This is a genomic window from Mycobacterium sp. NPDC004974 (assembly GCF_053600815.1).
In genome coordinates, this window is the sequence record NZ_JBSGAQ010000007.1 from 38,623 (window position 1) to 62,158 (window position 23,536).

At 67.8% G+C, this 23,536-nt stretch carries 29 protein-coding genes and 1 riboswitch; of the genes, 16 read left to right on the top strand and 13 right to left on the bottom strand.

The features are described from left to right. Nucleotide 1 precedes the first annotated feature (1 nt). Nucleotides 2-1,018 carry an AurF N-oxygenase family protein gene (locus ACWEFV_RS17295; RefSeq protein WP_450071059.1) on the bottom strand — a complete coding sequence of 339 codons (1,017 nt, stop codon included), beginning with the start codon at nucleotides 1,016-1,018 and terminating at the stop codon, nucleotides 2-4. Between the two features lie 197 nt (nucleotides 1,019-1,215). On the opposite strand from ACWEFV_RS17295, the gene ACWEFV_RS17300 reads away from it, so the two are divergent. From ACWEFV_RS17300 to ACWEFV_RS17320, 5 genes are all read left to right on the top strand, one after another. Next, complete coding sequence (locus ACWEFV_RS17300; RefSeq protein ID WP_450071060.1) at nucleotides 1,216-1,428, top strand: hypothetical protein; 213 nt, start codon at nucleotides 1,216-1,218, stop codon at nucleotides 1,426-1,428. Nucleotides 1,429-1,458: 30 nt separating this feature from the next. Then, the gene (gene serC, locus ACWEFV_RS17305) at nucleotides 1,459-2,565 is read left to right on the top strand and encodes a phosphoserine transaminase (RefSeq protein WP_450071061.1); all 1,107 of its coding nucleotides are present in this window, start codon (nucleotides 1,459-1,461) and stop codon (nucleotides 2,563-2,565) included. A 103-nt stretch (nucleotides 2,566-2,668) separates the two neighbouring features. Then, nucleotides 2,669-3,484: a septation protein SepH gene (gene sepH / locus ACWEFV_RS17310; protein ID WP_450071062.1), complete on the top strand. Its 816-nt coding sequence runs from the start codon at nucleotides 2,669-2,671 to the stop codon at nucleotides 3,482-3,484. A gap of 43 nt (nucleotides 3,485-3,527) precedes the next feature. Beyond that, nucleotides 3,528-4,334, top strand: a complete 807-nt coding sequence (locus tag ACWEFV_RS17315) for a TIGR03620 family F420-dependent LLM class oxidoreductase (RefSeq protein ID WP_450071063.1) — start codon at nucleotides 3,528-3,530, stop codon at nucleotides 4,332-4,334. A 44-nt stretch (nucleotides 4,335-4,378) separates the two neighbouring features. After that, on the top strand, nucleotides 4,379-5,290 hold the full coding sequence (locus ACWEFV_RS17320; RefSeq protein WP_450071064.1) for an SAM-dependent methyltransferase: 912 nt from the start codon (nucleotides 4,379-4,381) through the stop codon (nucleotides 5,288-5,290). A gap of 10 nt (nucleotides 5,291-5,300) precedes the next feature. Here ACWEFV_RS17320 and ACWEFV_RS17325 read toward each other — a convergent pair whose 3' ends face one another. Genes ACWEFV_RS17325 through ACWEFV_RS17335 form a run of 3 tightly spaced genes read right to left on the bottom strand, consistent with a single transcriptional unit; the run spans nucleotide 5,301 to nucleotide 6,846 of the window. After that, entirely contained in the window at nucleotides 5,301-5,576 is a 276-nt protein-coding gene (locus ACWEFV_RS17325; RefSeq protein WP_135452685.1) for a DUF2537 domain-containing protein, read from the bottom strand. A gap of 20 nt (nucleotides 5,577-5,596) precedes the next feature. Then, entirely contained in the window at nucleotides 5,597-6,418 is an 822-nt protein-coding gene (locus ACWEFV_RS17330) for a TrmH family RNA methyltransferase (RefSeq protein WP_450071065.1), read from the bottom strand. After that, nucleotides 6,415-6,846 (bottom strand): Rv0880 family HTH-type transcriptional regulator, encoded by a 432-nt coding sequence (locus tag ACWEFV_RS17335; protein ID WP_450071066.1) that lies wholly within the window; start codon nucleotides 6,844-6,846, stop codon nucleotides 6,415-6,417. The genes ACWEFV_RS17330 and ACWEFV_RS17335 overlap by 4 nt, the downstream gene beginning before the upstream one ends. A gap of 85 nt (nucleotides 6,847-6,931) precedes the next feature. Between ACWEFV_RS17335 and ACWEFV_RS17340 the strand changes: the two genes are divergently transcribed. After that, nucleotides 6,932-7,195, top strand: a complete 264-nt coding sequence (locus ACWEFV_RS17340) for a DUF2530 domain-containing protein (RefSeq protein ID WP_450071067.1) — start codon at nucleotides 6,932-6,934, stop codon at nucleotides 7,193-7,195. 9 nt (nucleotides 7,196-7,204) lie between these two features. Next, nucleotides 7,205-7,657, top strand: a complete 453-nt coding sequence (locus tag ACWEFV_RS17345; RefSeq protein WP_450071068.1) for an SRPBCC family protein — start codon at nucleotides 7,205-7,207, stop codon at nucleotides 7,655-7,657. 31 nt (nucleotides 7,658-7,688) lie between these two features. Here ACWEFV_RS17345 and ACWEFV_RS17350 read toward each other — a convergent pair whose 3' ends face one another. Continuing rightward, on the bottom strand, nucleotides 7,689-8,489 hold the full coding sequence (locus tag ACWEFV_RS17350; RefSeq protein ID WP_450071069.1) for a DUF3027 domain-containing protein: 801 nt from the start codon (nucleotides 8,487-8,489) through the stop codon (nucleotides 7,689-7,691). A 141-nt stretch (nucleotides 8,490-8,630) separates the two neighbouring features. Between ACWEFV_RS17350 and ACWEFV_RS17355 the strand changes: the two genes are divergently transcribed. Together ACWEFV_RS17355 and ACWEFV_RS17360 are read left to right on the top strand one after the other, a co-directional pair. Next, a complete protein-coding gene (locus ACWEFV_RS17355; RefSeq protein ID WP_450071229.1) occupies nucleotides 8,631-10,244 on the top strand; it encodes an MFS transporter in 1,614 nt (537 codons plus the stop codon). Then, nucleotides 10,241-10,753 carry a DUF2771 domain-containing protein gene (locus tag ACWEFV_RS17360; RefSeq protein ID WP_450071070.1) on the top strand — a complete coding sequence of 171 codons (513 nt, stop codon included), beginning with the start codon at nucleotides 10,241-10,243 and terminating at the stop codon, nucleotides 10,751-10,753. The genes ACWEFV_RS17355 and ACWEFV_RS17360 overlap by 4 nt, the downstream gene beginning before the upstream one ends. Here ACWEFV_RS17360 and ACWEFV_RS17365 read toward each other — a convergent pair. Then, nucleotides 10,750-11,766 (bottom strand): glutathione S-transferase family protein, encoded by a 1,017-nt coding sequence (locus ACWEFV_RS17365; protein WP_450071071.1) that lies wholly within the window; start codon nucleotides 11,764-11,766, stop codon nucleotides 10,750-10,752. The genes ACWEFV_RS17360 and ACWEFV_RS17365 overlap by 4 nt on opposite strands. 85 nt (nucleotides 11,767-11,851) lie before the next feature. Continuing rightward, nucleotides 11,852-12,262: a cold-shock protein gene (locus ACWEFV_RS17370; RefSeq protein ID WP_135452677.1), complete on the bottom strand. Its 411-nt coding sequence runs from the start codon at nucleotides 12,260-12,262 to the stop codon at nucleotides 11,852-11,854. Nucleotides 12,263-12,425: 163 nt separating this feature from the next. Here ACWEFV_RS17370 and ACWEFV_RS17375 point away from each other — a divergent pair, with 163 nt between their 5' ends. The 4 genes from ACWEFV_RS17375 to ACWEFV_RS17390 all read left to right on the top strand — a co-directional run bounded on the left by ACWEFV_RS17375 (nucleotide 12,426) and on the right by ACWEFV_RS17390 (nucleotide 15,810). Beyond that, nucleotides 12,426-12,818, top strand: coding sequence for a YccF domain-containing protein (locus tag ACWEFV_RS17375; protein WP_135452676.1), 393 nt, complete (start codon nucleotides 12,426-12,428; stop codon nucleotides 12,816-12,818). Beyond that, on the top strand, nucleotides 12,815-13,903 hold the full coding sequence (gene moaA, locus ACWEFV_RS17380) for a GTP 3',8-cyclase MoaA (RefSeq protein ID WP_135452675.1): 1,089 nt from the start codon (nucleotides 12,815-12,817) through the stop codon (nucleotides 13,901-13,903). Before ACWEFV_RS17375 ends, moaA begins: the two co-directional genes overlap by 4 nt. Next, a complete protein-coding gene (locus tag ACWEFV_RS17385) occupies nucleotides 13,904-14,167 on the top strand; it encodes a MoaD/ThiS family protein (protein WP_135452674.1) in 264 nt (87 codons plus the stop codon). Nucleotides 14,168-14,414: 247 nt separating this feature from the next. Then, nucleotides 14,415-14,599: riboswitch (cyclic di-AMP (ydaO/yuaA leader) on the top strand. An 8-nt stretch (nucleotides 14,600-14,607) separates the two neighbouring features. Then, a complete protein-coding gene (locus ACWEFV_RS17390; RefSeq protein WP_450071072.1) occupies nucleotides 14,608-15,810 on the top strand; it encodes a transglycosylase family protein in 1,203 nt (400 codons plus the stop codon). Nucleotides 15,811-16,301: 491 nt separating this feature from the next. Here ACWEFV_RS17390 and ACWEFV_RS17395 read toward each other — a convergent pair whose 3' ends face one another. Genes ACWEFV_RS17395 through ACWEFV_RS17410 form a run of 4 tightly spaced genes read right to left on the bottom strand, consistent with a single transcriptional unit; the run spans nucleotide 16,302 to nucleotide 17,908 of the window. Then, a complete protein-coding gene (locus ACWEFV_RS17395; protein ID WP_135452673.1) occupies nucleotides 16,302-16,730 on the bottom strand; it encodes a molybdenum cofactor biosynthesis protein MoaE in 429 nt (142 codons plus the stop codon). Between the two features lie 31 nt (nucleotides 16,731-16,761). Beyond that, a complete protein-coding gene (locus ACWEFV_RS17400) occupies nucleotides 16,762-17,238 on the bottom strand; it encodes a MogA/MoaB family molybdenum cofactor biosynthesis protein (protein WP_167857725.1) in 477 nt (158 codons plus the stop codon). After that, complete coding sequence (gene moaC, locus ACWEFV_RS17405; RefSeq protein ID WP_450071073.1) at nucleotides 17,235-17,708, bottom strand: cyclic pyranopterin monophosphate synthase MoaC; 474 nt, start codon at nucleotides 17,706-17,708, stop codon at nucleotides 17,235-17,237. The genes ACWEFV_RS17400 and moaC overlap by 4 nt, the downstream gene beginning before the upstream one ends. A gap of 2 nt (nucleotides 17,709-17,710) precedes the next feature. Then, nucleotides 17,711-17,908, bottom strand: coding sequence for a hypothetical protein (locus ACWEFV_RS17410; RefSeq protein ID WP_450071074.1), 198 nt, complete (start codon nucleotides 17,906-17,908; stop codon nucleotides 17,711-17,713). Nucleotides 17,909-17,966: 58 nt separating this feature from the next. On the opposite strand from ACWEFV_RS17410, the gene ACWEFV_RS17415 reads away from it, so the two are divergent. The 3 genes from ACWEFV_RS17415 (at nucleotide 17,967) to ACWEFV_RS17425 (ending at nucleotide 22,333) form a co-directional block, all read left to right on the top strand. Further along, nucleotides 17,967-20,225, top strand: a complete 2,259-nt coding sequence (locus tag ACWEFV_RS17415) for a helicase-associated domain-containing protein (protein WP_450071075.1) — start codon at nucleotides 17,967-17,969, stop codon at nucleotides 20,223-20,225. A gap of 114 nt (nucleotides 20,226-20,339) precedes the next feature. Beyond that, the gene (locus tag ACWEFV_RS17420) at nucleotides 20,340-21,989 is read left to right on the top strand and encodes a DNA repair helicase XPB (protein WP_135452668.1); all 1,650 of its coding nucleotides are present in this window, start codon (nucleotides 20,340-20,342) and stop codon (nucleotides 21,987-21,989) included. Then, nucleotides 21,986-22,333: a VOC family protein gene (locus tag ACWEFV_RS17425; protein WP_450071076.1), complete on the top strand. Its 348-nt coding sequence runs from the start codon at nucleotides 21,986-21,988 to the stop codon at nucleotides 22,331-22,333. Before ACWEFV_RS17420 ends, ACWEFV_RS17425 begins: the two co-directional genes overlap by 4 nt. A 15-nt stretch (nucleotides 22,334-22,348) precedes the next feature. Here the strand turns inward: ACWEFV_RS17425 and ACWEFV_RS17430 are convergent, their stop codons facing one another. Next, the gene (locus tag ACWEFV_RS17430; RefSeq protein ID WP_135452666.1) at nucleotides 22,349-22,693 is read right to left on the bottom strand and encodes a cupin domain-containing protein; all 345 of its coding nucleotides are present in this window, start codon (nucleotides 22,691-22,693) and stop codon (nucleotides 22,349-22,351) included. A gap of 89 nt (nucleotides 22,694-22,782) precedes the next feature. Then, nucleotides 22,783-23,505: a hypothetical protein gene (locus tag ACWEFV_RS17435; protein WP_450071077.1), complete on the bottom strand. Its 723-nt coding sequence runs from the start codon at nucleotides 23,503-23,505 to the stop codon at nucleotides 22,783-22,785. Nucleotides 23,506-23,536: the final 31 nt, after the last annotated feature.

The following is a 23,536-nucleotide window of genomic DNA, read 5'->3' on the forward strand; positions in this document are numbered from 1 at the left end:
TTTAGGCGACCGAGACCAGGTGCTCGCGCTGTGGCTCGCTACGGTAGCGGCTCGGTGGCCCGTCGATCTTGCAGATCCGCCACATCAGCTTGGCGATCGGGTTCATCAGGCCCGTGTCGTGGCACAGCATGCGGACATCGCCGAACATATCCCGCAGCATCTTGCGCGACTCGGGGGCCCGGAAGAACAACTCCTTGCGCACCGAGCGCGGGATGTCGAATTCCTTCCAGAACGCGCGCGGCGGCACGATGATCGCCGAGCACAGGATGCGCATGGTCAGCGGCACGAACAGCGACAGGATCCAACGCTGCCGGCGGCGCAGGTTCGGCACCCGCTTGTGCAGGTACTGGTGCGCGAACGAGATGTGCCGAGCCTCCTCGGCGACGTGGATGGCCATGACCCGTTCCATGATCGGGTGCAGGGCCTTGCCCTCGCGCAGCACGTTCTTCTGCGTGTGGTCGATGGGCTCCTCACCGGCGAGGACGCCGAAGAAGAACGGGATCGGCAGCGGGCCTGCGGCCAGCGGGATGAGCGGCTGCACCCACTTGAGCAGCCGCGGCATGCCCGGTACATCCATGCCGATCCGGTTCACCATCTCCTGGAACATCAGGGTGTGGTTGCACTCCTCAACGGATTCGTGCAGGCAGTACCGGTACTCCGGCGAACCGTTGGGCACCCAGAACGAGTACTCCATCAGGCCACGGATGAGGATGTTCTCGAAGTGCAGGCCGACCTTGGCGACGTTGGCCTGGCGCCACATGCCGATCTGGATCTGCCGATCGACCGGCTGAGCCTGGTACCACGCGTGACCACCCATGGGGTCGGTGTCCGGCAGGATCCAGCGCGGATCGTTTGGGATCACCGCAAACTCCGGCGAATCCCACTCGATGTCCTTGTACGTATTGAAGTTGCGCCGCACCGAGCCCTCGGACAGCGTGGCGAGCATGTCGACGTACTGGGTGTCGTCGCTGACGTCCATGTTCTTGCGCCAACGCCTGACCATCTTGGTCCGTGCCATGTTGCAGACCTCTCTATACTCGTCTGAGGTTTACATCTACCCACTTGTTGTCCAAACGGTACCGCAGGTATCGAGTAAAAGTCCATGCCTGATTTGATGAGTTTGCCGACAAGTAGCCACCCGTGGCCGATATGAAACCGAAACAGCAGGTAGAAGCGATGACGGCCGTGGGCGCAGTAGGCACCGAAACATTGCGAATGATCACCGAACAGGCCGTTGCCGGGCACACCACGGCCGATTTGGACCGGATCGCCGCCGAAATCCTGGCCGCATACGGCGCCGCGTCGCCGACCGCACCGCCGGCCACGTCCACGACCCCGACGGCTGGCCGCCGCGAAGCGCCACCGGCGCCCGCGCCGCGCACAGTGAACACACCGTGGCCGTCACCGCCGACGGTGCCCGAATTTTGACGCTGTAACGGCCGACTTTAGGCTGGTCTCATGGCTGAACTGATCATCCCCGCCGACATCAAGCCCCGCGACGGCCGTTTCGGATGTGGCCCCTCCAAGGTCCGTCCCGAGCAACTGACCGCGCTGGCCGCTTCCGGGGATCTGTTCGGCACGTCCCATCGACAGGCGCCGATCAAGAATCTGGTGGGCCGGGTCCGCGACGGATTGCGGGAACTCTTCTCGGTTCCCGACGGCTACGAGGTGATCCTCGGCAACGGCGGTTCGACCGCATTCTGGGACGCCGCAGCCTTCGGCCTGATCGACAAGCGCTCGCTGCACCTGACCTATGGCGAGTTCAGCGCCAAGTTCGCCTCGTGCGTGGCCAAGAACCCCTTCATCGGCGACCCGATCATCGTCAAGACCGATCCCGGCACCGCGCCGCAGCCGCAATCCGACCCGTCGGTGGACGCCGTGGCCTGGGCCCACAACGAGACCTCGACCGGCGTCTCGATGCCGGTGCAGCGTCCGGCCGGTGATGCGCTGGTGCTGATCGACGCCACCTCGGCCGCCGGCGGCCTGCCCGTCGACATCGCCGACACCGACGCGTATTACTTTGCGCCGCAGAAGAACTTCGCCGGTGACGGTGGCCTGTGGCTGGCCATCGTCAGCCCCGCGGCACTGGCCCGCATCGAGGCGATCGGCGCATCAGGCCGCTGGGTGCCCGACTTCCTGTCGCTGCCCATCGCCGTGGAGAACAGCCTCAAGAACCAGACCTACAACACCCCGGCCATCGCCACGCTGATCCTGCTCGCCGAGCAGATCGACTGGCTCAACGGCAACGGCGGGCTGGACTGGGCCGTCAAGCGCACCGCGGATTCCTCGCAGCGGCTGTACTCGTGGGCCGAGGCAGCAAGCTTCGCCACGCCGTTCGTCACCGATCCGGCTCTGCGCTCGCAGGTGGTCGGCACGATCGACTTCAGCGATTCGGTAGATGCCGCGGCGGTCGCCAAGGTGCTGCGGGCCAACGGGATCGTGGACACCGAGCCGTACCGCAAGCTGGGCCGTAATCAGTTGCGGATCGGCATGTTCCCGGCCGTGGAGCCCGATGACGTGAGCGCCCTGACCAGCTGCGTCGACTGGGTCGTCGAGAACCTCTGAGCGAACCTCTCCGTACGAACACAGTCGCTCCCTTTCCCGCCAGCGTGTCAGCCGGGTAACGGGCCGATAACGCAGTAGGGTTCGCGAAGGAGGTCAGGTCGGTATGCGAGAACTCAGAGTCGTTGGATTGAACGTAGACGGCAGACGCATCATCTGTGAATCCGACGACTCCGCCAAGGACATGTTCAGCTTGCGTGTCGACGACCGGCTCCGCGCTGCGATGCGCGGTGACAAGGTCACCTCGAATCAGCCCGAGATCGATGTAGAGGTGCAGAACGTGCTGCGACCCAAGGAGATTCAGGCGAGGATTCGCGCCGGGGCGTCGGTCGAGCAGTTGGCCGAGGCAGCCGGGGTGCCTGTCGAGCGGGTCGAGCGGTTCGCTCATCCGGTGTTGCTGGAGCGTGCCCGCGCGGCCGAGCTGGCCACCGCGGCACATCCGGTCCTGGCCGACGGACCCGCAGTGCTGACCCTGCTGGAGATCGTCACGACGGCCCTGGTGGGCCGCGGGCTCAACCCCGAATCCATCGCCTGGGACGCCTGGCGCAACGAGGACAGCCGCTGGACCGTGCAGCTGGCCTGGAAGGCCGGCCGGTCGGACAACGTCGCGCATTTCCGGTACACCCCCGGAGCCCACGGCGGCACCGTCTCCGCATCGGACGATGCGGCCCGACAGCTGATCAACCCCGATTTCGGCCGTCCGCTGCGCCCGGTCGCCGCGGTGCCCCACCTTTTCGATCACCACGAGACCCACGAGGTTGCCGAGACGCAGGCCGCGGCGCCCGAGCAGTTCAGCCGACCGGCCGAGCCCATTCCCGCACCTGCTCCCCCGGCGCCCAAGCGCAGCCGCAAGGCGCGTGCCACGGTTCCGGCCTGGGAGGACGTGCTGCTGGGCGTGCGGTCGTCGGGGACCCAGCCCTGATCGCTTGACCTGAAGCGTTCTTGAGGTCATAGCGTCGGCACGCATGACCTCCCTTGGCCCGATCGGGCTGGCCTGCAGCAATCCGTTCACCGAAGATGCGGCGGTGGTGGCCGACGAGGCGCGCCATGCCGAGGATCTCGGGTTCTCCACGTTGTGGCGCTCAGGCAACCTTCCGATGCTCGCCGCAGCGGTTCGCGCGACGACCTCGATCCCCGTCGCCACCGGGATCATTCCGGTGGTGCGGGTGCCGGCTGCGGAGGTCATCGCCACCTACACCGAACTTCGGCGCGAGCACCCCGACCGGTTCCTCGTCGGCCTCGGCGTTGAGGGTGGCCCTCGGCCGATGGCCACCCTCAACGCCTACCTGGACGAGCTCGACGCCGCGGACATCACCGCGGACCGGCGGGTGCTGGCCGCACTCGGCCCGAACATGCTGGCCCTGGCACGGGAACGGGCCGGCGGCGCGTATCCCTATCTGGTGACGCCGTCGTACGTGACGGCCGCGCGGTCGGCACTGGGACCGGACAGGATGCTGGCGGTCCTCCTGATGGTCATGCCCGTCACCGACCGCGAAACAGCGCGCCGCGCCGCCGCCGAGCCGCTGCGTTTCCTGACGTCGCAGGGCGGCTACCGCCGCAACCTGATCCGGCAGGGTTTCACCGCGACCGATATCGACACGGTCAGCGACCGCCTGCTCGACGGAACCGCCGCCTGGGGTTCTCCCGAAGTCATCGCCGGCCGCATCGCCGAGTACCGGGAAGCCGGCGCCGATCAGGTGGTCCTGCGCATTCTGGGCGTCGACGACATCGCGGTGTGGCGCACGCGACTCGCCCACACCCTCCTAAGTTAGTTATAGTGTCTAATAACTAGCTTTGCTATACATCTGGAGGGGTCATGCCGCGCACCGAGAACGACACCTGGGATCTGGCCACCGGCGTCGGCGCCACCGCCACCGGCGTGGCCGCATCCCGAGCACTGGCCTCCAGCGTCCCCGACCCGCTGATCTCCGACCCGTACGCCCGGCCCCTGGTCGACGCCGTCGGGGTGGACTACTACGTGCGTCTGGCCCAGGGCGACCTGGTTGCCGACGGCGCCGCCGAGCCGCTCGATCCGCACGTGATCGCCGACGGCATGGCCATCCGGACCCGCTACTTCGACGACTTCTTCCTGAGCGCCGTCGAAGCGGGTATCCGTCAGGCGGTCATCCTGGCCTCCGGACTGGACGCCCGCGCCTACCGGTTGCCCTGGCCGGCCGGGATGACGGTGTTCGAACTGGACCAGCCGGCCGTCATCGAGTTCAAGGGCCGTGCACTTGCCGGCCTGGGCGCCGCCCCGGCCGCCGAACTGCACGCCATCGGTATCGACCTACGCCAGGACTGGCCCGCCGCTCTGCGCGCCCGCGGCTTCGACCCACAGGCTCCGACCGCGTGGATCGCCGAGGGACTGCTCGGGTACCTGCCGCCCGACGCCCAGGACCGGCTGTTCGACAACATCACCGCGCTCAGCGCACCGGGCAGCCGCATCGCCACCGACTGGATGAGCGAGCACTCCGAGCTGGCCGAGAGCCGGATACGGACACTGACCGACCACCAACGCGAGCAGGGCCTGGAGCTGGACGACCTGTCGGAGCTGATCTTCGCGGGCGACCGCAACGCCGTCTCGGACTACCTGATCGCAACCGGCTGGCAACCCGAAACCACCACGGCGGAACGGATGTTCGCGGTCCACGGCAGGAAATTCCGCCGCGACGAGGCCGTCGCCGGGCTGCTCGACGCCAACTACACCGCGGCAGAACTGGTGGCCTGAGCGGTCCGGATCAGCTCTGGGTCAACGCGATCGCCAGGAGCGCGAGCCAGCCGCACGCCACGCCGATGCCCGAACCCAGCACGAACCAGCGCCACACCGGCCGGTGCCGCCAGCCCCACACGGTGGGGGCCAGCCCGCCGACGGCCACCATGTTCAACCCGATCGCCAGCAAGGGGTGCACGCGCAACAGCCCCACCCCGAGCACCACAATCGCCGCGCCCAGCACCGCGGCCACGAATCCGGCCACCGTCAGGCCGGTACCCCACGGCGTGGAATCGTCGGTCACGGAGTCAATCTAACGCGATCTCAGCTCCCGAGCCGGGCGCGTTCGTAGAACGCGAGCGCTGCGGCGGTGGCGACGTTGAGCGAATCGGTGCCGCGCGACATCGGAATGCGCACCCGCACGTCGCTGGCCCGCATCGTGTGCTCGGTCAGCCCCGGACCCTCCGCGCCGACCAGGACCGCCACCCGGTCCCCGTCGAGCTGTGTCATCGCCTCGGACAGTGTCGCGGCAGCCGGGTCGGGCGTCATGGCCATGAGTCGAAAGCCATTGTTCCGCAAGAGTTCCAGATCACCGGGCCAGGAAGCCGCCCGGGCGAACGGAACCAGCAGGGCATGCCCCATCGACACCCGCACGGCCCGCCGGTACAGCGGATCGGCACATCCCGCGCCGAACACCACCGCATCGACGGCGAGCCCGGCGGCATTACGGAAGATCGACCCGAGGTTCTCGTGGTCGTTGACGCCTTCGAGCACTGCCACGGTGCGCGCCCCGGAAATCACCTCGGCCACAGACAACTCGGGCGCCCGCGACGCCGAGGCCAGCACGCCACGGTTGAGGTGGAAACCGACCACGGCCGCCATGACGTCCGCACTGGTCCGGTAGAACGGCACATCCACGCCGTCGAGGTCGGCGGCCAGTTCGGCCAGACGCCGGTCGGTACCCAGCAGCGCGCGGGGGACGAACCGAGAGGCAAGCAGGCGCTGCGCCACCAGCACACCCTCGGCGATCACCAGACCCTTGCCACTGGGCAGATCGGGCCGACGGTCCACGCTGTTGAGATCGCGGAAATCGTCCAACCGGGTATCGGCCGGATCCTCGATATCGATTACCTGCAGCAGACTCACGCGCCTTCGAGAACTATCGCCGACATCAGATCGGTCGCGTCGACCAGAGTCTGGCGGTCATCCGGATCCAGCCGCGACAGCTGCGCCTTGAGCCACTCCTGGCTGGCCTTGCGCTCGGCCTCGACAAGGGTCATCCCGGCCGGCGAGGCGGACACCACGACCTGACGTCCGTCCACCGGATGGGCGGCGCGGGCCACCAGACCCTGCTCGGCCAGTGACGCGATCACCCGGGTCATCGACGGAGGGCGCACCCGTTCACGCAACGCCAAGGCGCCCGGCGTCATCGCGCCTTCCTTGGCCAAGGTGGCCAGCGCCGAGAACTGGGTCAGCGAAACCGGGGATTCCGCACGCCGCGTACGTAATTGACGCGCGAGACGAACTACCGCCAGAGCGAGATCATTCGCGAGCCGTGCCTCCGGATCTTTCACATCGGAAATAGTACTGAGCTTGAGGGAGAAAAGGGCTAGAACCAAGACCAATGAATCCCCACCCCATCGGATACGTTGGTCACCGATGACCGAGGACGCCAACGACGCACCGGAGCCGCAGCCGCCGGCCCTGCCCGCCGGGCTACTGGAACCGTGGCCCGTGATCGTGGTGATCGCCACGGGTTGGCTGATCGCCACCGTCGTGGCCTTCACGGTCAGCGGTCTGCAACACTGGCGGCCGTTCACGCTCGCCGGACTGGCGATCGGCGTTCTCGGCACGACCATCTTTCTGATCCAGCGCCGTGCCGTGCGCCGCGGATCCCGCGGTGCGCAAAGCGGATTGACCTGAGGAGACACCATGGCCGCACCACTTCTGCAAGCCAGCATCGACATCGACGCACCCGTCGACAAGGTGTGGGGGCTGATCTCGGACCTGGCCCGGATGCCGCAGTGGAGCCCGCAATGCCGGTTGATGAAGCCCCTCGGCCCGCTGCGCCCCGGAACCCGCACGTTCAATCTCAACCGGCGCAAGTTCGTGTTCTGGCCCACCACGTCACGCATCACCGAAGTGGTCGACAACAAGCGGCTCGCGTTCCTGGTGGAGGGCAACAACACCATCTGGAGCTATGAACTGGAACCGACCGACGCCGGCACCCGGGTGACCGAATCCCGGCACGCCGAGAACGGCACCACGGCCGTGTCCAACGCTCTGGTCGGCGCGTTGTTCGGCGGAGTTCCGAGCTTCGAGGACGAACTGGTCGACGGGATGAAGGCCTCGCTGGCGCGGATCAAGGCCGCCGCCGAGAACTGAGCCCGCCTCAGTACCGGATTCTGAGCAGAGCTCACTCGACCACGTCGAGCACACCGTCGTCGTACGGCTCGAACATCGGCGACCCGGTGCCGGGCGGTTGCGGGGTGTCCGAATGGGCCCCGCAGCCGTACTCGGCCTCCACCACATGACCGTCGGCCGACAGGTCATTGGCGCACACACCGAACATCAGCCCCAGCGCGCCGCCGAGCGGCAGATAGAAACCACAGTCGCGACAGACCCGGCGCGTCGAGCGGGCCATCGCCGAACCCGGCCCGTAATCGCCGTCGTGCCACCGCTGCGCCGCCTGTCCCCGGCCCCACTCACTGAGCACCTGACGCCGGCCGAGGCCGAGCTCGAGGTCGAGAGGGACGTCGTCGATCAGCGGATCCCCGGTGGCCACGTACCCCGGAACCAGACGCGGATCATTCGGCGCCGGGGCCAGCAGGTCGCCCGGCCCGAGATCACCCGGACGGATCCGGTCCTGCCACGGCACCCAGTGCGGCGCCAGCAGCGCCGTCGGGCCCGGAATCAGCACCAACTCGCTGATCGTCGTGTGATCGGCGCCCGGGTAGGCCGCCACCACGACAGCCCACTGCCACCCGCGGTAACCGGGCAGGTCAGCCAGGAATCGGTGCGTGGCCGACGCGGCATCTTCGATGCTCACACCGAGGTATTCGCCCACGGCGCTCTCGTCGCTGAACTCGATCAGCGCCGCGCGAGCTTGCTCGGCGGCACCCGAAAGCAAGGCCTCCTGTTCCGGCGACGGTGCCGCCGAGCCGGTTTCCCGGTCGGATTCATAGGCCTGCTCAGCTGGTTCGGTCACGCTTTCCATCGCCTCCATAGTGCCTGATCGGGGCAACCATGGGCCACACCGGTCGCCTGTCGGCCCCCTGCGCGCCGGATAAGAGAGAATCGGGGGGTGACCTACTACCCGCCGCGGCCACCGGCCGATCCCGGCGCGGAACATCCCGGAATGGCCAACTACCCCAGCGATGAGACGCCGCGCCGGCCACGCAGGCAATCGGTGCCCAGCTCCAACCGCTGGCTGCCGCCGCTCGATGAGCAGCACACCGCGGCGCACCCCAGGCAGGACGACCCGCAACCCTCCCGCGGGGTCGGGTCAGCCGCCGGTGAGAAGGTCACCGTCACCCGGGCCGCCGCGGCACGCAGCCGCGAAATGGGCACGCGGATGTACGGTTTCGTGCACCGCGCCGCCACCGCCGACGGCGCCGACAAGTCCGGGTTGACCGCACTGACCTGGCCGGTGGTGGCGAACTTCGCCGTCGACGCCGCGATGGCCGTCGCACTGGCCAACACGCTGTTCTTCGCCGCGGCCAGCGGTGAGTCCAAGAGCAAGGTCGCGCTCTACCTGCTGATCACGATCGCCCCGTTCGCGGTGATCGCCCCGCTGATCGGGCCCGCACTCGATCGCCTGCAGCACGGCCGCCGGATGGCGCTGGCCGCGTCGTTCGCATTGCGCACCGGACTGATCGTGGTGCTGATCGCCAACTACGACGGCGCCACCGGAAGCTATCCGTCCTGGGTGCTCTACCCGTGCGCGCTCGGAATGATGGTGCTGTCCAAATCCTTCTCGGTACTGCGCAGCGCGGTCACCCCGCGCGTGCTGCCCCCGTCGATCGACCTGGTCCGGGTGAACTCCCGATTGACCACCTTCGGCTTGCTCGGCGGCACCATCGTCGGTGGCGGCATCGCCGCAGGCGCCGAGTACCTGTTCAACGTCGCGCAGCTGCCCGGGGCGTTGTACGTGGTGGTCGCGGTCAGCGTCGCCGGCGCGGTGCTGTCCATGGGGATCCCGAAATGGGTCGAGGTCACCGAGGGCGAGGTGCCCACGACGCTGAGTTACCACGGTCAATCGGGCGGCGGAACCGGCGAGATGCGCCGCCACCCGGGCAAGCCGAAGGCCGAACGTCAGCCGTTGGGCCGCAACACCATCACCGCATTGTGGGGCAACTGCACCATCAAGGTGATGGTCGGATTCCTGTTCCTCTACCCCGCATTCGTCGCCAAATCCCACGACGCCAGCGGCTGGGAACAGCTGCTGATCCTCGGACTGATCGGAGCCGCGGCCGGGATCGGCAACTTCGGCGGCAACATCGCCGCCGCGCGGCTCAAACTCGGCCACCCCGCGCAGTTGGTGGTGCGGGCCGCCATCGCCGTCACCGTCGTCGCCCTGGTGACCGCATTGACCGGAAACCTCTTGGTGGCTGCCGGGGCGACACTCGTCACCTCGGCGGCCAGCGCCATCGCCAAGGCCTCACTGGACGCGTCCCTGCAGGACGACCTGCCCGAGGCCTCTCGGGCCTCGGCATTCGGCCGGTCGGAATCAGCGCTGCAGCTGGCCTGGGTGGCCGGCGGCGCCACCGGGGTCCTGATCTATACAGACCTCACAGTCGGGTTCACTACGATCACGGCCGTGCTGATACTGGGCCTGGCGCAGACCATCGTGAGCTACCGCGGCGAATCACTGATTCCCGGCCTGGGCGGTAACCGCCCGGTCCACGCCGCACGAGAAGGCGGCAACCGTCCCGCCGCAGCCCCGACGACAGCACAGTGGGAGTCCCGATGAAACGCGCTCTGGCAGTCCTGGCGGCCGTGGTCGTGCTGGCGATCGCCGGCACCACGGTCGGGGTCTGGCGGCTGCACAGTTCACACGGCGACCGGCTGCCGGAGATCAGTGCGTACTCGCACGGACACTCGGTGCGGGTCGGGCCGTTCCAGTACTGCGAGGTGCTCAACCTCGACGACTGCGAGGAATCGCGCGAGACCGGCGAGCTGCGCGTAACCGAGGAGAATCCGGTCCAGCTCTCGGTACCCAGCTCGGTCGCCCGGGCCCCGTGGCGGCTGCTGCGCGTGTACGAGAACCCGGTCGACACGACGGTCACGTACTACGCACCCAAGACGACGCTGGCCGTCACCATCCCCACGGTCGATCCCAACCGGGGCCGGCTTACCGGCCTGGCGGTCCAGATGCTGACCCTGGTCCAGGATCAGGATGGCCAGGAGTTCGCACTGCCGCACGCCGAGTGGTCGGTCAGCACGGTCTGGCCGGACCGCGACGGGGCGGACGCGCGCTAACCCGCTGAGTGCCCGGCCGGTACCCGCTCGCCCTCAGGCGTCGGCCCCGGTGGAGTGCCGTCGCCGAAAGGCCTGCCGCCCAACGATTCCCGGCCATGGGGCGTGAGCCAGTTGGTCAGGTCCGGGCCCTTGGGGACGATCTGCGTCGGATTGATGTCCGAATGCACGATGTAGTAGTGCTGCTTGATCTGGACGAAGTCGATGGTGTCACCGAAGCCCGGCGTCTGGAAGAGATCCCGCGCGTACGCCCACAGCACGTCCATCTCGGCGAGCTTGGACCGGTTGCACTTGAAATGGCCGTGATAGACCGGGTCGAACCGGGCCAGCGTGGTGAACAGTCTGACGTCGGCCTCGGTGATGGTGTCCCCCACCAGATAACGCTGGGTACTCAGCCGGTTGGTCAGCCAGTCCAACGCCGTGAACAGCCGGTCGTAGGCGGCCTCGTAGGCCTGTTGTGAACCGGCGAACCCACACCGGTACACGCCGTTGTTGACCTCGGTGTAGATCCGCTTGGCCACCGTTTCGATCTCCTCGCGCAACGGCTCGGGATACAGCTGTGGGGCCCCCTCGCGGTGATACGCAGTCCACTCGGTGGAGAAGTCCAGCGTCATCTGGGCGAAGTCGTTGGTCACCACCGCGCCCGTGGCGACCTCGACGATCGCGGGCACGGTGATGCCCTTCGGGTACTCGGGGTCACGCTTGAAGTACGCGTCCTGCAGCCGTGGGATCTTGAGCACCGGGTCGAGCCCGCCGGGGTCGAGGTCGAACGTCCAGCTGCGCGCATCGTGCGTGGGGCCGCAAAAGCCAATGGACAGAACACTTTCCAGGCCCAGCAGACGTCGCACGATGATCGTGCGGTTGGCCCAGGGGCAGGCCCGCGCGACGATCAGCCGATAACGGCCCGGCTCGACCGGGTAACCGTCACGACCATCGCGCGTGATCCGGGTGGTGATGTAGTTCGTGTCGCGGTTGAACTCACCGCTGCCGGTCGCGACGTAAGAGCCCTGGGTCATAGCCCCAGTCTCCACGTCGAGAGGCGGCCTGCACGCGAGAAATCAGCGGATCCTCGAACACAAGCCGACGTTCGGCGCGCGAGTACTAGGCGTCGAGCTCCTGCGCGACGGCCTTGACCACCTCGGACACCCGGCGCGCGACCTTACGGTCGGGGTAGCGCCCCTTGCGCAGCTCGGGCTGCACGATGTCCTCGAGGAGCGTGATCATGTCCGAAACCATGCCGTGCAGCTCATCGGGAGTGTGCTTGTGCTCGGGACGCTCGGCCTCGCGGCGGGTCCGGCTCAGGCTCGGCGGCGGGTCGATGAGCTTGACGCTCAACGCCTGCGGGCCACGGCGGCCGGCGGCCACGCCGAACTCGACGCGTTGACCGGCCTTGAGGCCTTCGACACCCGCGGGCAACGCCGAGGACCGCACATAGACGTCCTCACCGTCCTCCTGGGACACAAAGCCGAAGCCCTTTTCGGCGTCGTACCACTTCACCTTGCCGGTCGGCACTGCTACTCACCCGCTCGTCTTGTCATAACTACGTACACACATAAAGTTCGCGTCCCGTCAGCGCCGGGACGCGATGGAGAGATCTTACTCGGCCCTGGCTGGGTGCTTCACCCCTATTACTCGGTAGGCTTGCAAGCACCTCTGGAAGAGAGATGCGCCGGTAATGCGAGTGATACTGAACATCATCTGGTTGATCTTCGGCGGCCTGTGGTTGGCGCTGGGATACCTGCTGGCAGCGCTCATCTGTTTCGTCCTGATCATCACGATCCCGTTCGGGTTCGCCTCGCTTCGTATCGCCTCCTACGCCCTGTGGCCGTTCGGCCGCACAATCGTGGACAAGCCCGGTACCCGGCCCGGCGCCCTGGTCGGCAACATCATCTGGATCGTCTTGTTCGGCTGGTGGCTGGCGTTGGGCCACCTGGTGAGCGCGGTGGCGATGGCGGTCACCATCATCGGAATCCCGTTGGCGCTGGCCGATCTCAAGATGATCCCGGTCTCGCTGGTTCCCCTGGGCAAGGAGATCGTCCCGGTCGACTCGCTGAAGGCCGCGGCATGACGCTGACCCCACTCGGGTTGCCCACGGTGCATCGATCCGGCGGACCGGCCATCGGCGCATCGCTCGATCCGGCCCCGACAAGTGGCCCGCTGATCGACACCTACGGCCGCGTCGCCACCGACCTTCGGGTGTCACTGACCGACAAGTGCAATCTGCGATGTACCTACTGCATGCCCGCCGAGGGTCTGGACTGGCTGCCCGGCGAGGCGCTGCTGAGCGCCGACGAACTGAGCCGTTTGTTGCGCATCGCCGTCACCCGGCTCGGCATCACCAGCGTGCGGTTCACCGGCGGCGAGCCGTTGGTCACGCGCCACCTAGAGGATGTGGTGGCCGCCGCAGCGGCACTGCACCCGCGCCCGGAGATCACCCTGACCACCAACGGCATCGGGCTGGCCCGGCGTGCCGCGGGACTCAAACAGGCCGGGCTGGACCGGATCAACGTGTCACTGGACAGCGTCGACGCCACCCACTTCGCCCGGATCACGCGCCGGGACCGGCTGGCCGACGTGCTCGACGGCCTGGCGGCCGCCAAGGCGGCCGGACTGGAGCCGGTGAAGGTCAACGCGGTGCTCGACCCGGTTTCGGGTCTTGACGACGTGGTGGACCTGTTGGGCTACTGCCTGGATCACGGATACCAGCTGCGGATCATCGAGCAGATGCCGCTGGACGCCGGACACACCTGGCAGCGCGGCACGGTGATCGACGCCGAGGCCATCCTGGGCACCCTGGGCCGCCATTTCGACCTGCGGCCCGATCCGAGACCCCGCGGCTCGGCGCCGGCCGAGCTCTGGCAGGTCGGCGCGAGCGCTGATCATCCAGCGGGCACCGTCGGAGTGATCGCCTCGGTGTCCCACGCGTTCTGTTCAGACTGCGACCGCAGCAGGCTGACGGCCGACGGCCAGATCCGCAGCTGCCTGTTCTCCACCGAGGAGAGCGACCTGCGCACGCTGCTGCGCGGCGGCGCCGACGACGCTGCCATCGAAGCGGTCTGGCGGACGGCAATGTGGGCAAAGCCCGCGGGACACGGGATCAACGACCCGGATTTCGTGCAGCCCGTACGGCCGATGAGCGCGATCGGCGGCTAGATGACGGAGCACACCGTGGCCGTGACGGTCCGTTATTTCGCCGCTGCCGCCGCCGCGGCCGGAGTTGATACGGAAACGTTAGATTTGGCAAAAGATTCCACGATCGCGACGCTCGTCGAGCACCTCAGCGGTCGCGACGCGGAGCTTGCGCGCGTACTAAAGCGCTGCTCATACCTGTCGGACGGGATGGCCGTCCGCGACATGGACAAGCCGGTATCAACGCCTCAGACCATCGATGTGTTACCCCCCTTCGCCGGCGGCTAACGTGATTTGCATCACATAACGAAATGGTCACGAGCTGGCTACGGCACGGTGGAGCGCCACGCCCACCTGCGAAAACGCAAAAATAACCTGCGCCTTTAAACAACTTTTAGAGTTTGCCCAGAGCCAAAACGCCCGAGGCCGCTAAAGGTGACGGGATAGCGGGCAGCAGTTACCGTTCATTCCCAAGTCAACCGACCCTAATCAGTTGACCCACCCCCATACCGACGCGCCGAGCTCCATCCATCGGGCAGGGGTTACGACGAACAACAAGGATGGAGGCGGGGGACCCAACCGGTCCACCGATTTATTTCAGGACCAGGAGCCGCTTGCGGCCCCTTGGGGTGAAGCCGTCAGAGTTTCGACGATGACGGCCGGGTGACCTCTCATACCCGAACCCGACAGCTGACCTCGTGGGCGCATACGAGAGGACCTTCACGCTTATGAGTGGACGGCATCGCAAGCCCGCTTCCTCGTCTTCAGCAAAGAATGTCGCCAAGATCGCCTTCACCGGAGCTGTGCTCGGTGGTAGCGGCCTCGCACTGGCCGGACAGGCCATGGCCGCCACCGACGGCGAGTGGGACCAGGTAGCCCGCTGCGAGTCCGGCGGCAACTGGGCGATCAACACCGGCAACGGCTACCACGGTGGCCTCCAGTTCTCCCCCAGCACGTGGTCCTCCCACGGCGGCGGCGAGTACGCACCCAACGCCTTCCTGGCCACCAAGGAACAGCAGATCGCCGTCGCCGAGCGCGTTCTGGCCAGCCAGGGCAAGGGCGCCTGGCCCACCTGCGGCCGTGGCCTCTCAGGCGCCAGCCCGCGCAACGTGGTCGCCGAGCCCGCTCCGGCCCCGCTGGACGCGCCTGCGGTCAACGGTGAACTGCCGCCCGCCCCCGACGCACCCGCACCTGAGGCGCCGCCCGCCGATGCGCAGGCCGCCCCACTGCCCGCCGATGCACCGGCCCCCGAAGCACTTCCGCCGGCCCCAGAGAACCTGCCGCCCGCTCCCGAGGCTCCCGCCCCGGCACCCGAGGCCGCTCCGATGGACGCCGCATTGGCGCCGGCCCCAGAGGCCGCCCCGATCATCGACGCCGCACTGCAGGTGCCCGCCCCCGAAGCACCCGCTCCTGCCCCTGAGGCCCCGGCTCCCGCCCCGGCGGACTGGGATCAGGCGCCGGCCCCGGCCGATCAGCCGCAGACCTGGGCGCTGCACGTCGGCGACCCGATGCCGCTCGATCCGGTCCTGCCCCCGGCTCCCGCTCCGGCACCTGCCGCGCCCGCGGTCGCCGCACCGGATCCGCTGGCCCCGCTCAACAACGTCGACGTGGCCAACCAGGTGGTCACCAACGGTGCGCCCGCCGAGGGTGTCCCGCACCTGGCCAGCCCGCAGAACCTGCCGCCGGGCACCACCACCGACAGCCCGTCGCAGATCCCGGGCCAGGGCCCGAACGCGACCTACCTGCGGGAGATCTGGCACGCGATCCAGACCCAGGACATCAGCGGTAAGGATGCCCTGCTGGCGCTGACCCAGCGTCCGCTGTCCACCCCAGATTCCCCGGGTGGTCAGGCTCCGAACCTTCCGGTCGCACCGATGGACCCGGCCGCTCCGGCTCCCGCCGACGCCGCCGTTCCTGTCCCATCCGCCTGACTCTGACTCTGACTCAGCCGCGAACCGTGCCGTTAGTGCCGCGGTTCGCGGCTGCTGTCTATCGCAGGTCGGCTGTCGCCGGTCGGCGGTCATGAGTCACATCCGCCTCAGCGGTATCGGCTGGCGAATGCCTAGCCGATCTGCCCGCCTGTTAGCGACTTTTCAGCGACAATCGCCACTTCCGCACCAGCGACCTCGGCAGTCACGCTGAGATTGATCACATGTGACACTTCCGGGCGCTGGGGTCTCAACAGCCGCATCAGTCCAGTGCCCGGCTGTCAGCGACTCTGTCGCTCATAGCCGGGCAACCCAAATTCTGTTGCAGATGAGGCTGAAGCAGCCTGAAGTGATGCCAGTAGTGACTGGCTCTGCGACCAATGGTGCCCACGGTAAGTGTGTGGCGTTTGTCGCTGAAAAGTCGCTAACAGCCGGGCACAACGACACTCGCTCACCCAGCCGTGACTAGTGGGATTTGTGAGGTTCCAACCGGCTCAGGCCGAACCGACCCATTCGTCGGTGCCATCGGAGAAGTACTGGTGCTTCCACACCGGTAACCGCTCTTTGACGGTGTCGACGAGACGGGCACAGGTTTCGAACGCCGCCCTGCGATGGTCCGCCGCCACAGCGGCCACCAGGGCGGCGTCTCCAATGTGCAGGGTTCCGATGCGGTGGCTGACCGCGATCGCCCGCACCCCGGCCGCCTGCGCGGCCACCTCGGCGGCAACCTCTTGCAAGGTCAGCAGGGCATTGGGGTGCGCGGAGTAGTCGAGCCGGGTGACCGAACGGCCCCCGTCGTGATCACGCACGACCCCGGAGAACCCGACCACCGCTCCGGCCGCCTCATGGGCAACCAGCGCCTCGTACTCGGTCAGCGAGATCGGTGTGTCGGTCAGCTCGACGCGTATGACGGTTGCGCTCACCGGCAGGTCCTTCTCCTCTTCGCGCAGGCGCTCATCGGTGGTCCTTGCCGCTCAGTTGGTCCAGGGCATGTTCCAGCACGCCGGCCAGCACGCCCAGCCCATCTTTGACCCCGCCCGGCGAGCCGGGCAGGTTGATGATCAGGGTGCGTCCGGCGACGCCGCAGATGCCGCGCGACAGGACCGCGGTGGGCACCTTGTGCACACCGGCCCGCCGGATGGCATCGGCCAGCCCGGGGATCTGATAGTCGAGCACCGCCGCGGTGGATTCCGGCGTCGCGTCGGTCGGTGAGATACCGGTACCGCCAGAGGTGATGATCAGGTCGACGCGCTCGGCCAGGGCGGCCCGCAATGCGTCGCCGACGGCGTGACCGTCCGCGACCACCATCTGCTCGGTGACGTCATAGCCTCGATCGGAAAGCCAGCCGACGATGAGAGGGCCGGTCCGGTCGTCGTACACACCTGCCGCGGCACGGGTGGAGGCGATGATGACCCGGGCCGAACGCGTCACTGAGTAGTTCTTTCCCACAATCCCGTTTTACCGCCTTCTTTGCGCATCACCTTGATGTCGTCGATGCGGGCGGCAGGGTCGACAGCTTTGATCATGTCGTACAGCGTCAGTGCGGCGACGCTCACCGCGGTCAGGGCTTCCATCTCGACCCCGGTGCGGTCGGTGGTGCGCACGGTGGCGGTGATGGCCACCGCGGCGTCGCGCACGTCGAAGTCCACGTCGACGCTGGTCAGCGCCAACTGATGGCACAGCGGTATCAGGTCGGGGGTCCGCTTGGCGGCCAGAATTCCGGCCACCCGCGCGGTGGCCAGGGCGTCACCCTTGGGCAGGCCGCCCGAGGCGATGAGGGCCACCACATCCGCTCGGGTGTGCACGATGCCCTCGGCTATCGCGGTGCGTTTGGTGACACCCTTCGCCGCGACGTCGACCATGTGTGCCGCGCCGGACTCGTCGAGGTGCGACAGTCCCACGATTATCTGTTGACGACAGTTGCTGACTGGATGAAGGGCAGCTCGTCGGCCGGCAATGGAAAGGTCACATCGCCGAACGGCGACAGTGCGCCGGTGCGGTCGGTGGCGAGCTCACTCACGGCGTGATCATCGCCGTCGGAGAGCACCGGCCAGCCGTTGTCGATGTATTGGTTCTTCTTGTTGTCAGCCACGCCCCACATTGTGGCAGGCTCCTCATCCGGTGGCGAGACCGGCGGGCTGCTTTACGCTGGTCAGGATATGACCGCCGCACAGACTCCCGGATTCCCGCTGGGTGCCTGGCTGTCCGACCTCGACGACAAGGGCCTCATCCGCCTGCTGGAATTGCGGCCCGACCTGAGCCAGCCGCCACCGGGAACGATTGCCGCGCTTGCCGCGCGCGCCACCTCACGTCAGTCGGTCAAGGCTGCCACCGATTCCCTGGACTTCCTGCGGCTGGCCGTCCTGGATGCACTACTGGTCCTGCACGCCGACACCCACCCGGTCCCGGTGTCCGAGGTGAGCGAACTGTTGGGTGAGCGCGTCGGCTCCGGCGACGTGGCCGCCGCACTGGAAGACCTGCGCGAGCGGGCCCTGGTGTGGGGCGAGGCCGCCGTCCGGGTGGCGCCCGAGGTGGCGTCGGGCCTGCCCTGGTTCGTCGGTCAGGCCGCCGTGGAGACCTCTGAGCGCAGCGCCGACGAGATCGCCGAACTGCTCGGCGGGCTCGACGAGGCCCAGAGCGATCTGCTGGCCCGGCTGCTGGAGGGCTCACCCATGGGCCGCACCCGCGACGCGGCACCCGACACCCCGCCCGACCGGCCGGTGCCGCGGCTCGTGGAGGCCGGACTGTTGCGCCGGATCGACGACGAGACGGTGATCCTGCCCCGGGTCGTCGGCCAGGTGATGCGCGGCGAGGCACCCGGCCCGGTGGAGTTGACCACGCCAGCACTCCAGACGACGTCGACGACGCCTGCCGATGTGGACGCGGTGGCCGCCGGTGCGGCCATCGACCTGCTGCGTGAGATCGACCTGATCATCGAAACCCTGGGCAGCACACCGGTTCCCGAGTTGCGCAACGGCGGGCTCGGGGTGCGTGACGTCAAGCGGTTGGCCAAGACCACCGGCGTCGAGGAACCGCGCCTCGGCCTTCTCCTGGAACTGGCGGCGGGCGGGGGGCTGATCGCGGCGGGGATGCCCGATCCGGATCCGGGTGACGGGACCGGGCCCTACTGGGCACCGACGGTGGCCGCGGACCGGTTCATCGAATCCCCCACTGCCGTGCGCTGGCACCTGCTGGCCGCGACGTGGCTGGACCTGCCGGCCCGGCCCGCCCTGATCGGCAGCCGCGGCCCGGACAACAAACCCTTTGCCGCACTGTCGGATTCGCTGTACTCGACCGCGGCTCCGCTGGACCGCCGGCTGATGCTGAGCGTGCTGGCCGAACTGGCTCCGGGCACCGGAGTCGACGGCGCCGAGGCCGCCCGGGCGATGGGCTGGCGACGGCCCCGCTGGGCCGCGCGTCTGCAGCCGGCCACCGTCAGCGGGCTGCTCGCCGAGGCTCATTCGCTGGGCATGGTGGGTCGCGGCGCGATCAGCACGCCCGCCCGCGGTCTGCTGGCCGGCGACCCCGACGAGGACGTGCTGGCCGCGATGGCCAAGGTGCTGCCCAAACCGCTCGACCATTTCCTGCTGCAGGCCGATCTCACGGTGATCGTGCCCGGCCCGCTGGAGCGGGATCTGGCCGAGCACCTGGCCGAGGTCGCCACCGTCGAATCGGCGGGCGCGGCGATGGTCTACCGGATCAGCGAACCGTCCATCCGGCGCGCACTCGATGCCGGCCGGACCGCCAGCGAGTTGCACGCCCTGTTCGAGAAACACTCGAAAACCCCGGTGCCGCAAGGGTTGACGTATCTCATCGACGACGTAGCGCGCCGCCACGGTCAGCTGCGCGTCGGGATGGCCACGTCGTTCCTGCGGTGCGAAGATCCCGCGCTGCTGACCCAGGCGATCGCCTCGCCGGGCACCGACCGCCTCGAGCTGCGACTGCTGGCCCCGACGGTGGCGGTGTCGCAGGCACCGATCGCCGACGTGCTCACCGTGCTGCGTGAGGCCGGGTTCGCACCCGCCGCCGAGGACTCCACGGGCACCGTCGTCGACATCAGGGCCCGTGGCGCGCGCGTCGTCGCACCGACCCGGCGCCGCGTCTACCGCCCGCCCACCCCGCCGACCGCCCAGACCCTCGGCGCGATCGTCGCGGTGCTGCGCAAGGTGGCCTCTGGACCGTTCGCCAGCGTGCGCCTGGACCCGGCGATGGCCATCACCCAATTGCAGGACGCCGCGATCAACCAGACCTCTGTGCTGATCGGCTACGTCGACCCCGCCGGGGTGGCAACCCAGCGGGTGGTCTCCCCCATCAACGTGCGCGGCGGCCAGCTGACCGCGTTCGATCCGGCCGCCGGACGCGTCCGCGAGTTCGCCATCCATCGCGTCACGTCCGTGGTCTCGGCGGACACCGATTAGCAGGTCTCGAGACTGCTCTCAGGGACATGATCACCACCGATCTTGTCCCTCACTTCAGTCTCGGCGGGCTGCGCGGCGCGCGGCCGGGCCGAGCCATTCGGAATAATGGACGAAATGACTGACGGCCCGCTGATTGTGCAGTCCGACAAAACGGTGCTGCTCGAGGTCGACCACGAGCAGGCCGGGGCGGCCCGCGCCGCCATCGCGCCGTTCGCCGAACTCGAACGCGCCCCCGAGCACGTGCACACCTACCGCATCACCCCACTGGCGCTGTGGAACGCCCGCGCGGCCGGACACGACGCCGAGCAGGTGGTCGATGCCCTGGTCAGCTTCTCGCGTTACCCGGTGCCGCAGCCGCTGCTGGTCGACATCGTCGACACCATGGGCCGCTACGGACGTCTGCAGCTGGTGAAGAGTCCCGTGCACGGCCTGATCCTGGTGAGCCTGGATCGCGCGGTGCTCACGGAGGTGCTGCGACACAAGAAGATCGCCCCCATGCTGGGCGCGCGCATCGACGACGACACCGTGATCGTGCACAACAGCGAGCGCGGCCACATCAAGCAGATGCTGCTCAAGATCGGCTGGCCGGCCGAGGACCTCGCCGGCTACGTCGACGGTGAGGCCCATCCGATCGAACTGGCCCAGGACGGCTGGGAACTGCGCGACTACCAGCAGATGGCGACCGACTCGTTCTGGGCCGGGGGCTCCGGCGTGGTGGTGCTGCCCTGCGGCGCCGGTAAAACCCTGGTCGGCGCGGCCGCGATGGCCAAGGCCGGCGCGACGACGCTGATCCTGGTCACCAACACCGTGGCCGGACGGCAGTGGAAGCGCGAACTGGTGGCCCGTACCTCCCTGACCGAGGACGAGATCGGCGAGTACTCGGGCGAGAAGAAGGAGATCCGGCCGGTCACCATCGCGACGTACCAGGTGATCACCCGCCGGACCAAGGGCGAGTACAAGCATCTGGAGCTGTTCGACAGCCGCGACTGGGGGCTGATCATCTACGACGAGGTTCATCTGCTGCCGGCCCCGGTATTCCGGATGACCGCCGATCTGCAGTCCCGGCGGCGGCTGGGGCTGACGGCGACGCTGATCCGCGAGGACGGCCGCGAGGGTGACGTGTTCTCACTGATCGGGCCCAAGCGCTACGACGCACCCTGGAAGGACATCGAGGCCCAGGGCTGGATCGCCCCCGCGGAATGCGTCGAGGTGCGGGTGACGATGACCGACAACGAGCGAATGCTCTACGCCACCGCCGAGCCCGAGGAACGCTACAAGCTGTGCTCGACAGTGCACACCAAGATCGCGGTGGTGCGCTCGATCCTGGAACGCCACCCCGGCGAGCCGACGCTGGTGATCGGCGCCTACCTGGATCAGCTGGAGGAGCTGGGCCAGGAACTGGACGCCCCGGTGATCCAGGGGTCGACGAAGAACGCCGAACGCGAGGCCCTGTTCGACGCGTTCCGCCGCGGCGAGATCTCCACGCTGGTGGTCAGCAAGGTGGCGAACTTCTCCATCGACCTGCCGGAAGCGTCTGTCGCCGTTCAGGTTTCAGGCACCTTCGGCTCCCGCCAGGAAGAGGCGCAGCGTTTGGGCCGGCTGTTGCGACCCAAGGCCAGCGGCGGCGGTGCGGTGTTCTACTCCGTGGTCTCGCGCGATTCGTTGGACGCCGAGTACGCCGCCCACCGGCAACGCTTCCTGGCCGAGCAGGGCTACGGCTACGTCATCAAGGACGCCGACGACCTGTTGGGCCCCGCGATATGACAGTGCGGCGGGTGATGCCCGTGCTCACGGTGTCCGACGCCGAGGCGACCGCCGCCGTGTACACCCGGACGCTCGGGTTGGCCGAGGTGATGAACCACGGCTGGATCATCACCCTGGCCGATGCCGAGCGTCGCCATCAGGTGAGCCTGATGACGAAGGACGCCACCGCACCGGTGAATCCGTCGGTTTCGATCGAGGTCGACGATGTCGACTCCACGTATGCGGCCGTGGTCGAGGCGGGGCTGGAGATCGTGCATCGCCTGAGCGACGAGGAGTGGGGTGTCCGGCGGTTCTTCTTCGCCGACGGGGCGGGCAACGTGGTCAATGTGCTGAGCCATCGCTGACACGCAGCACCAGTCTCAGGTGTGCGGCCCCATGGCCTTGACGACGGTCAGCAGCACCACCGAATCCTCGAGTGCATGCAGGCTGTGCCGGGTCCGCGGGATAACGATGTGATCGCCGGGCGAACCTTCCCAGCTGGCCTCGGAGTTGGCCAGCTTCACCCTGCCCTCGATCACCTGCAGCGTGGCTTCGCCCGGGCTCTCATGCTCGTCGAGTCCGTTTCCCTCGGTCAGCGCGATCAGGGTCTGGCGCAGCTGGTGTTCATGGCCGCCGTAGACCGTGTGCGCACTGCGTCCGCTGCTGGCCGTGCGGGCTGAGGCCAACTGCTGACGTGCAATCGCGGTGAGCGAGATCTTCTCCATACCCTCAGATCGTGCCACCTCCGGCGGCCGCTCACGGCGAATCCACGGCGGCCCCGGAGGAAGCCCGGATGAATCAGGCGCGGCGAATCTCAGGTGGCCGTGACGTCATTGATGTCGATTGTCACGGTGACCATGTCGCGCAGCGGTTGCCCGGCATCGTCGCGGACGTAGACGATGCGGTTCATCGGCAACACGATGCCGTCGACCATCAGATGGTTACGGGAGTAGTGCGCGGCCGGTGAATCGGCGGCGATATCCACGTCGTAGTCGCGGCGGCGGATCAGTCCGTCCGAATCGACATAGAGGGTTTGATCGGCGCTGTGCGTGGCGATGCCGTCGGGATAACGCACACCCAGTCGGCGCCAGGTCTCCCCGTCCTCGCGCCATTCGCCGAGTTCCTCGGTGTGGACACCGGGGAACGTCAGAGAGTACGGCTCGGACAGGTAGGTCCACATCGCATAGCCGGCGAAATAGGCCAGTTGAAGGTGCGTCCACGGTGTCTCGAGTGTGTGCCCGGCGAAAGATTCGCGAGGCGACGTCAGAGTCTCTACGACCCTCGGCGACTCCTCCTCGGTTTCGATCAGCACCTGCTGTGGGCTGTACGACGAGCGGAAACCCGGGCGTGGCAGCGGGCTGTGCCAGGCATGTTGCTCTTTGGGGCGGATCTCGACGATCGAGTCGTCGAGGATGCCGTCGACACCCTTGAGCTTCCACAGACCGCCTCCGATGATCTGGTGAATGCGGATGGAGTCGATCTCCTTCCAGCGATCCAATCCCCCGTGGGCGGCGATGACTTCGTCGAGCAGTTTCATTTCTGTTCAGCTCCTTTGATGATCGGGCGGG

Coding starts and splice junctions, on each gene's coding strand:
- ACWEFV_RS17295 (WP_450071059.1), bottom strand. CDS start 1,018: ATGGCACGGACCAAGATGGTCAGGCGTTGGCGCAAGAACATGGACGTC.
- ACWEFV_RS17300 (WP_450071060.1), top strand. CDS start 1,216: ATGATCACCGAACAGGCCGTTGCCGGGCACACCACGGCCGATTTGGAC.
- serC (WP_450071061.1), top strand. CDS start 1,459: ATGGCTGAACTGATCATCCCCGCCGACATCAAGCCCCGCGACGGCCGT.
- sepH (WP_450071062.1), top strand. CDS start 2,669: ATGCGAGAACTCAGAGTCGTTGGATTGAACGTAGACGGCAGACGCATC.
- ACWEFV_RS17315 (WP_450071063.1), top strand. CDS start 3,528: ATGACCTCCCTTGGCCCGATCGGGCTGGCCTGCAGCAATCCGTTCACC.
- ACWEFV_RS17320 (WP_450071064.1), top strand. CDS start 4,379: ATGCCGCGCACCGAGAACGACACCTGGGATCTGGCCACCGGCGTCGGC.
- ACWEFV_RS17340 (WP_450071067.1), top strand. CDS start 6,932: ATGACCGAGGACGCCAACGACGCACCGGAGCCGCAGCCGCCGGCCCTG.
- ACWEFV_RS17345 (WP_450071068.1), top strand. CDS start 7,205: ATGGCCGCACCACTTCTGCAAGCCAGCATCGACATCGACGCACCCGTC.
- ACWEFV_RS17350 (WP_450071069.1), bottom strand. CDS start 8,489: ATGGAAAGCGTGACCGAACCAGCTGAGCAGGCCTATGAATCCGACCGG.
- ACWEFV_RS17355 (WP_450071229.1), top strand. CDS start 8,631: ATGGCCAACTACCCCAGCGATGAGACGCCGCGCCGGCCACGCAGGCAA.
- ACWEFV_RS17360 (WP_450071070.1), top strand. CDS start 10,241: ATGAAACGCGCTCTGGCAGTCCTGGCGGCCGTGGTCGTGCTGGCGATC.
- ACWEFV_RS17365 (WP_450071071.1), bottom strand. CDS start 11,766: ATGACCCAGGGCTCTTACGTCGCGACCGGCAGCGGTGAGTTCAACCGC.
- ACWEFV_RS17375 (WP_135452676.1), top strand. CDS start 12,426: ATGCGAGTGATACTGAACATCATCTGGTTGATCTTCGGCGGCCTGTGG.
- moaA (WP_135452675.1), top strand. CDS start 12,815: ATGACGCTGACCCCACTCGGGTTGCCCACGGTGCATCGATCCGGCGGA.
- ACWEFV_RS17385 (WP_135452674.1), top strand. CDS start 13,904: ATGACGGAGCACACCGTGGCCGTGACGGTCCGTTATTTCGCCGCTGCC.
- ACWEFV_RS17390 (WP_450071072.1), top strand. CDS start 14,608: ATGAGTGGACGGCATCGCAAGCCCGCTTCCTCGTCTTCAGCAAAGAAT.
- ACWEFV_RS17410 (WP_450071074.1), bottom strand. CDS start 17,908: ATGTGGGGCGTGGCTGACAACAAGAAGAACCAATACATCGACAACGGC.
- ACWEFV_RS17415 (WP_450071075.1), top strand. CDS start 17,967: ATGACCGCCGCACAGACTCCCGGATTCCCGCTGGGTGCCTGGCTGTCC.
- ACWEFV_RS17420 (WP_135452668.1), top strand. CDS start 20,340: ATGACTGACGGCCCGCTGATTGTGCAGTCCGACAAAACGGTGCTGCTC.
- ACWEFV_RS17425 (WP_450071076.1), top strand. CDS start 21,986: ATGACAGTGCGGCGGGTGATGCCCGTGCTCACGGTGTCCGACGCCGAG.
- ACWEFV_RS17430 (WP_135452666.1), bottom strand. CDS start 22,693: ATGGAGAAGATCTCGCTCACCGCGATTGCACGTCAGCAGTTGGCCTCA.
- ACWEFV_RS17435 (WP_450071077.1), bottom strand. CDS start 23,505: ATGAAACTGCTCGACGAAGTCATCGCCGCCCACGGGGGATTGGATCGC.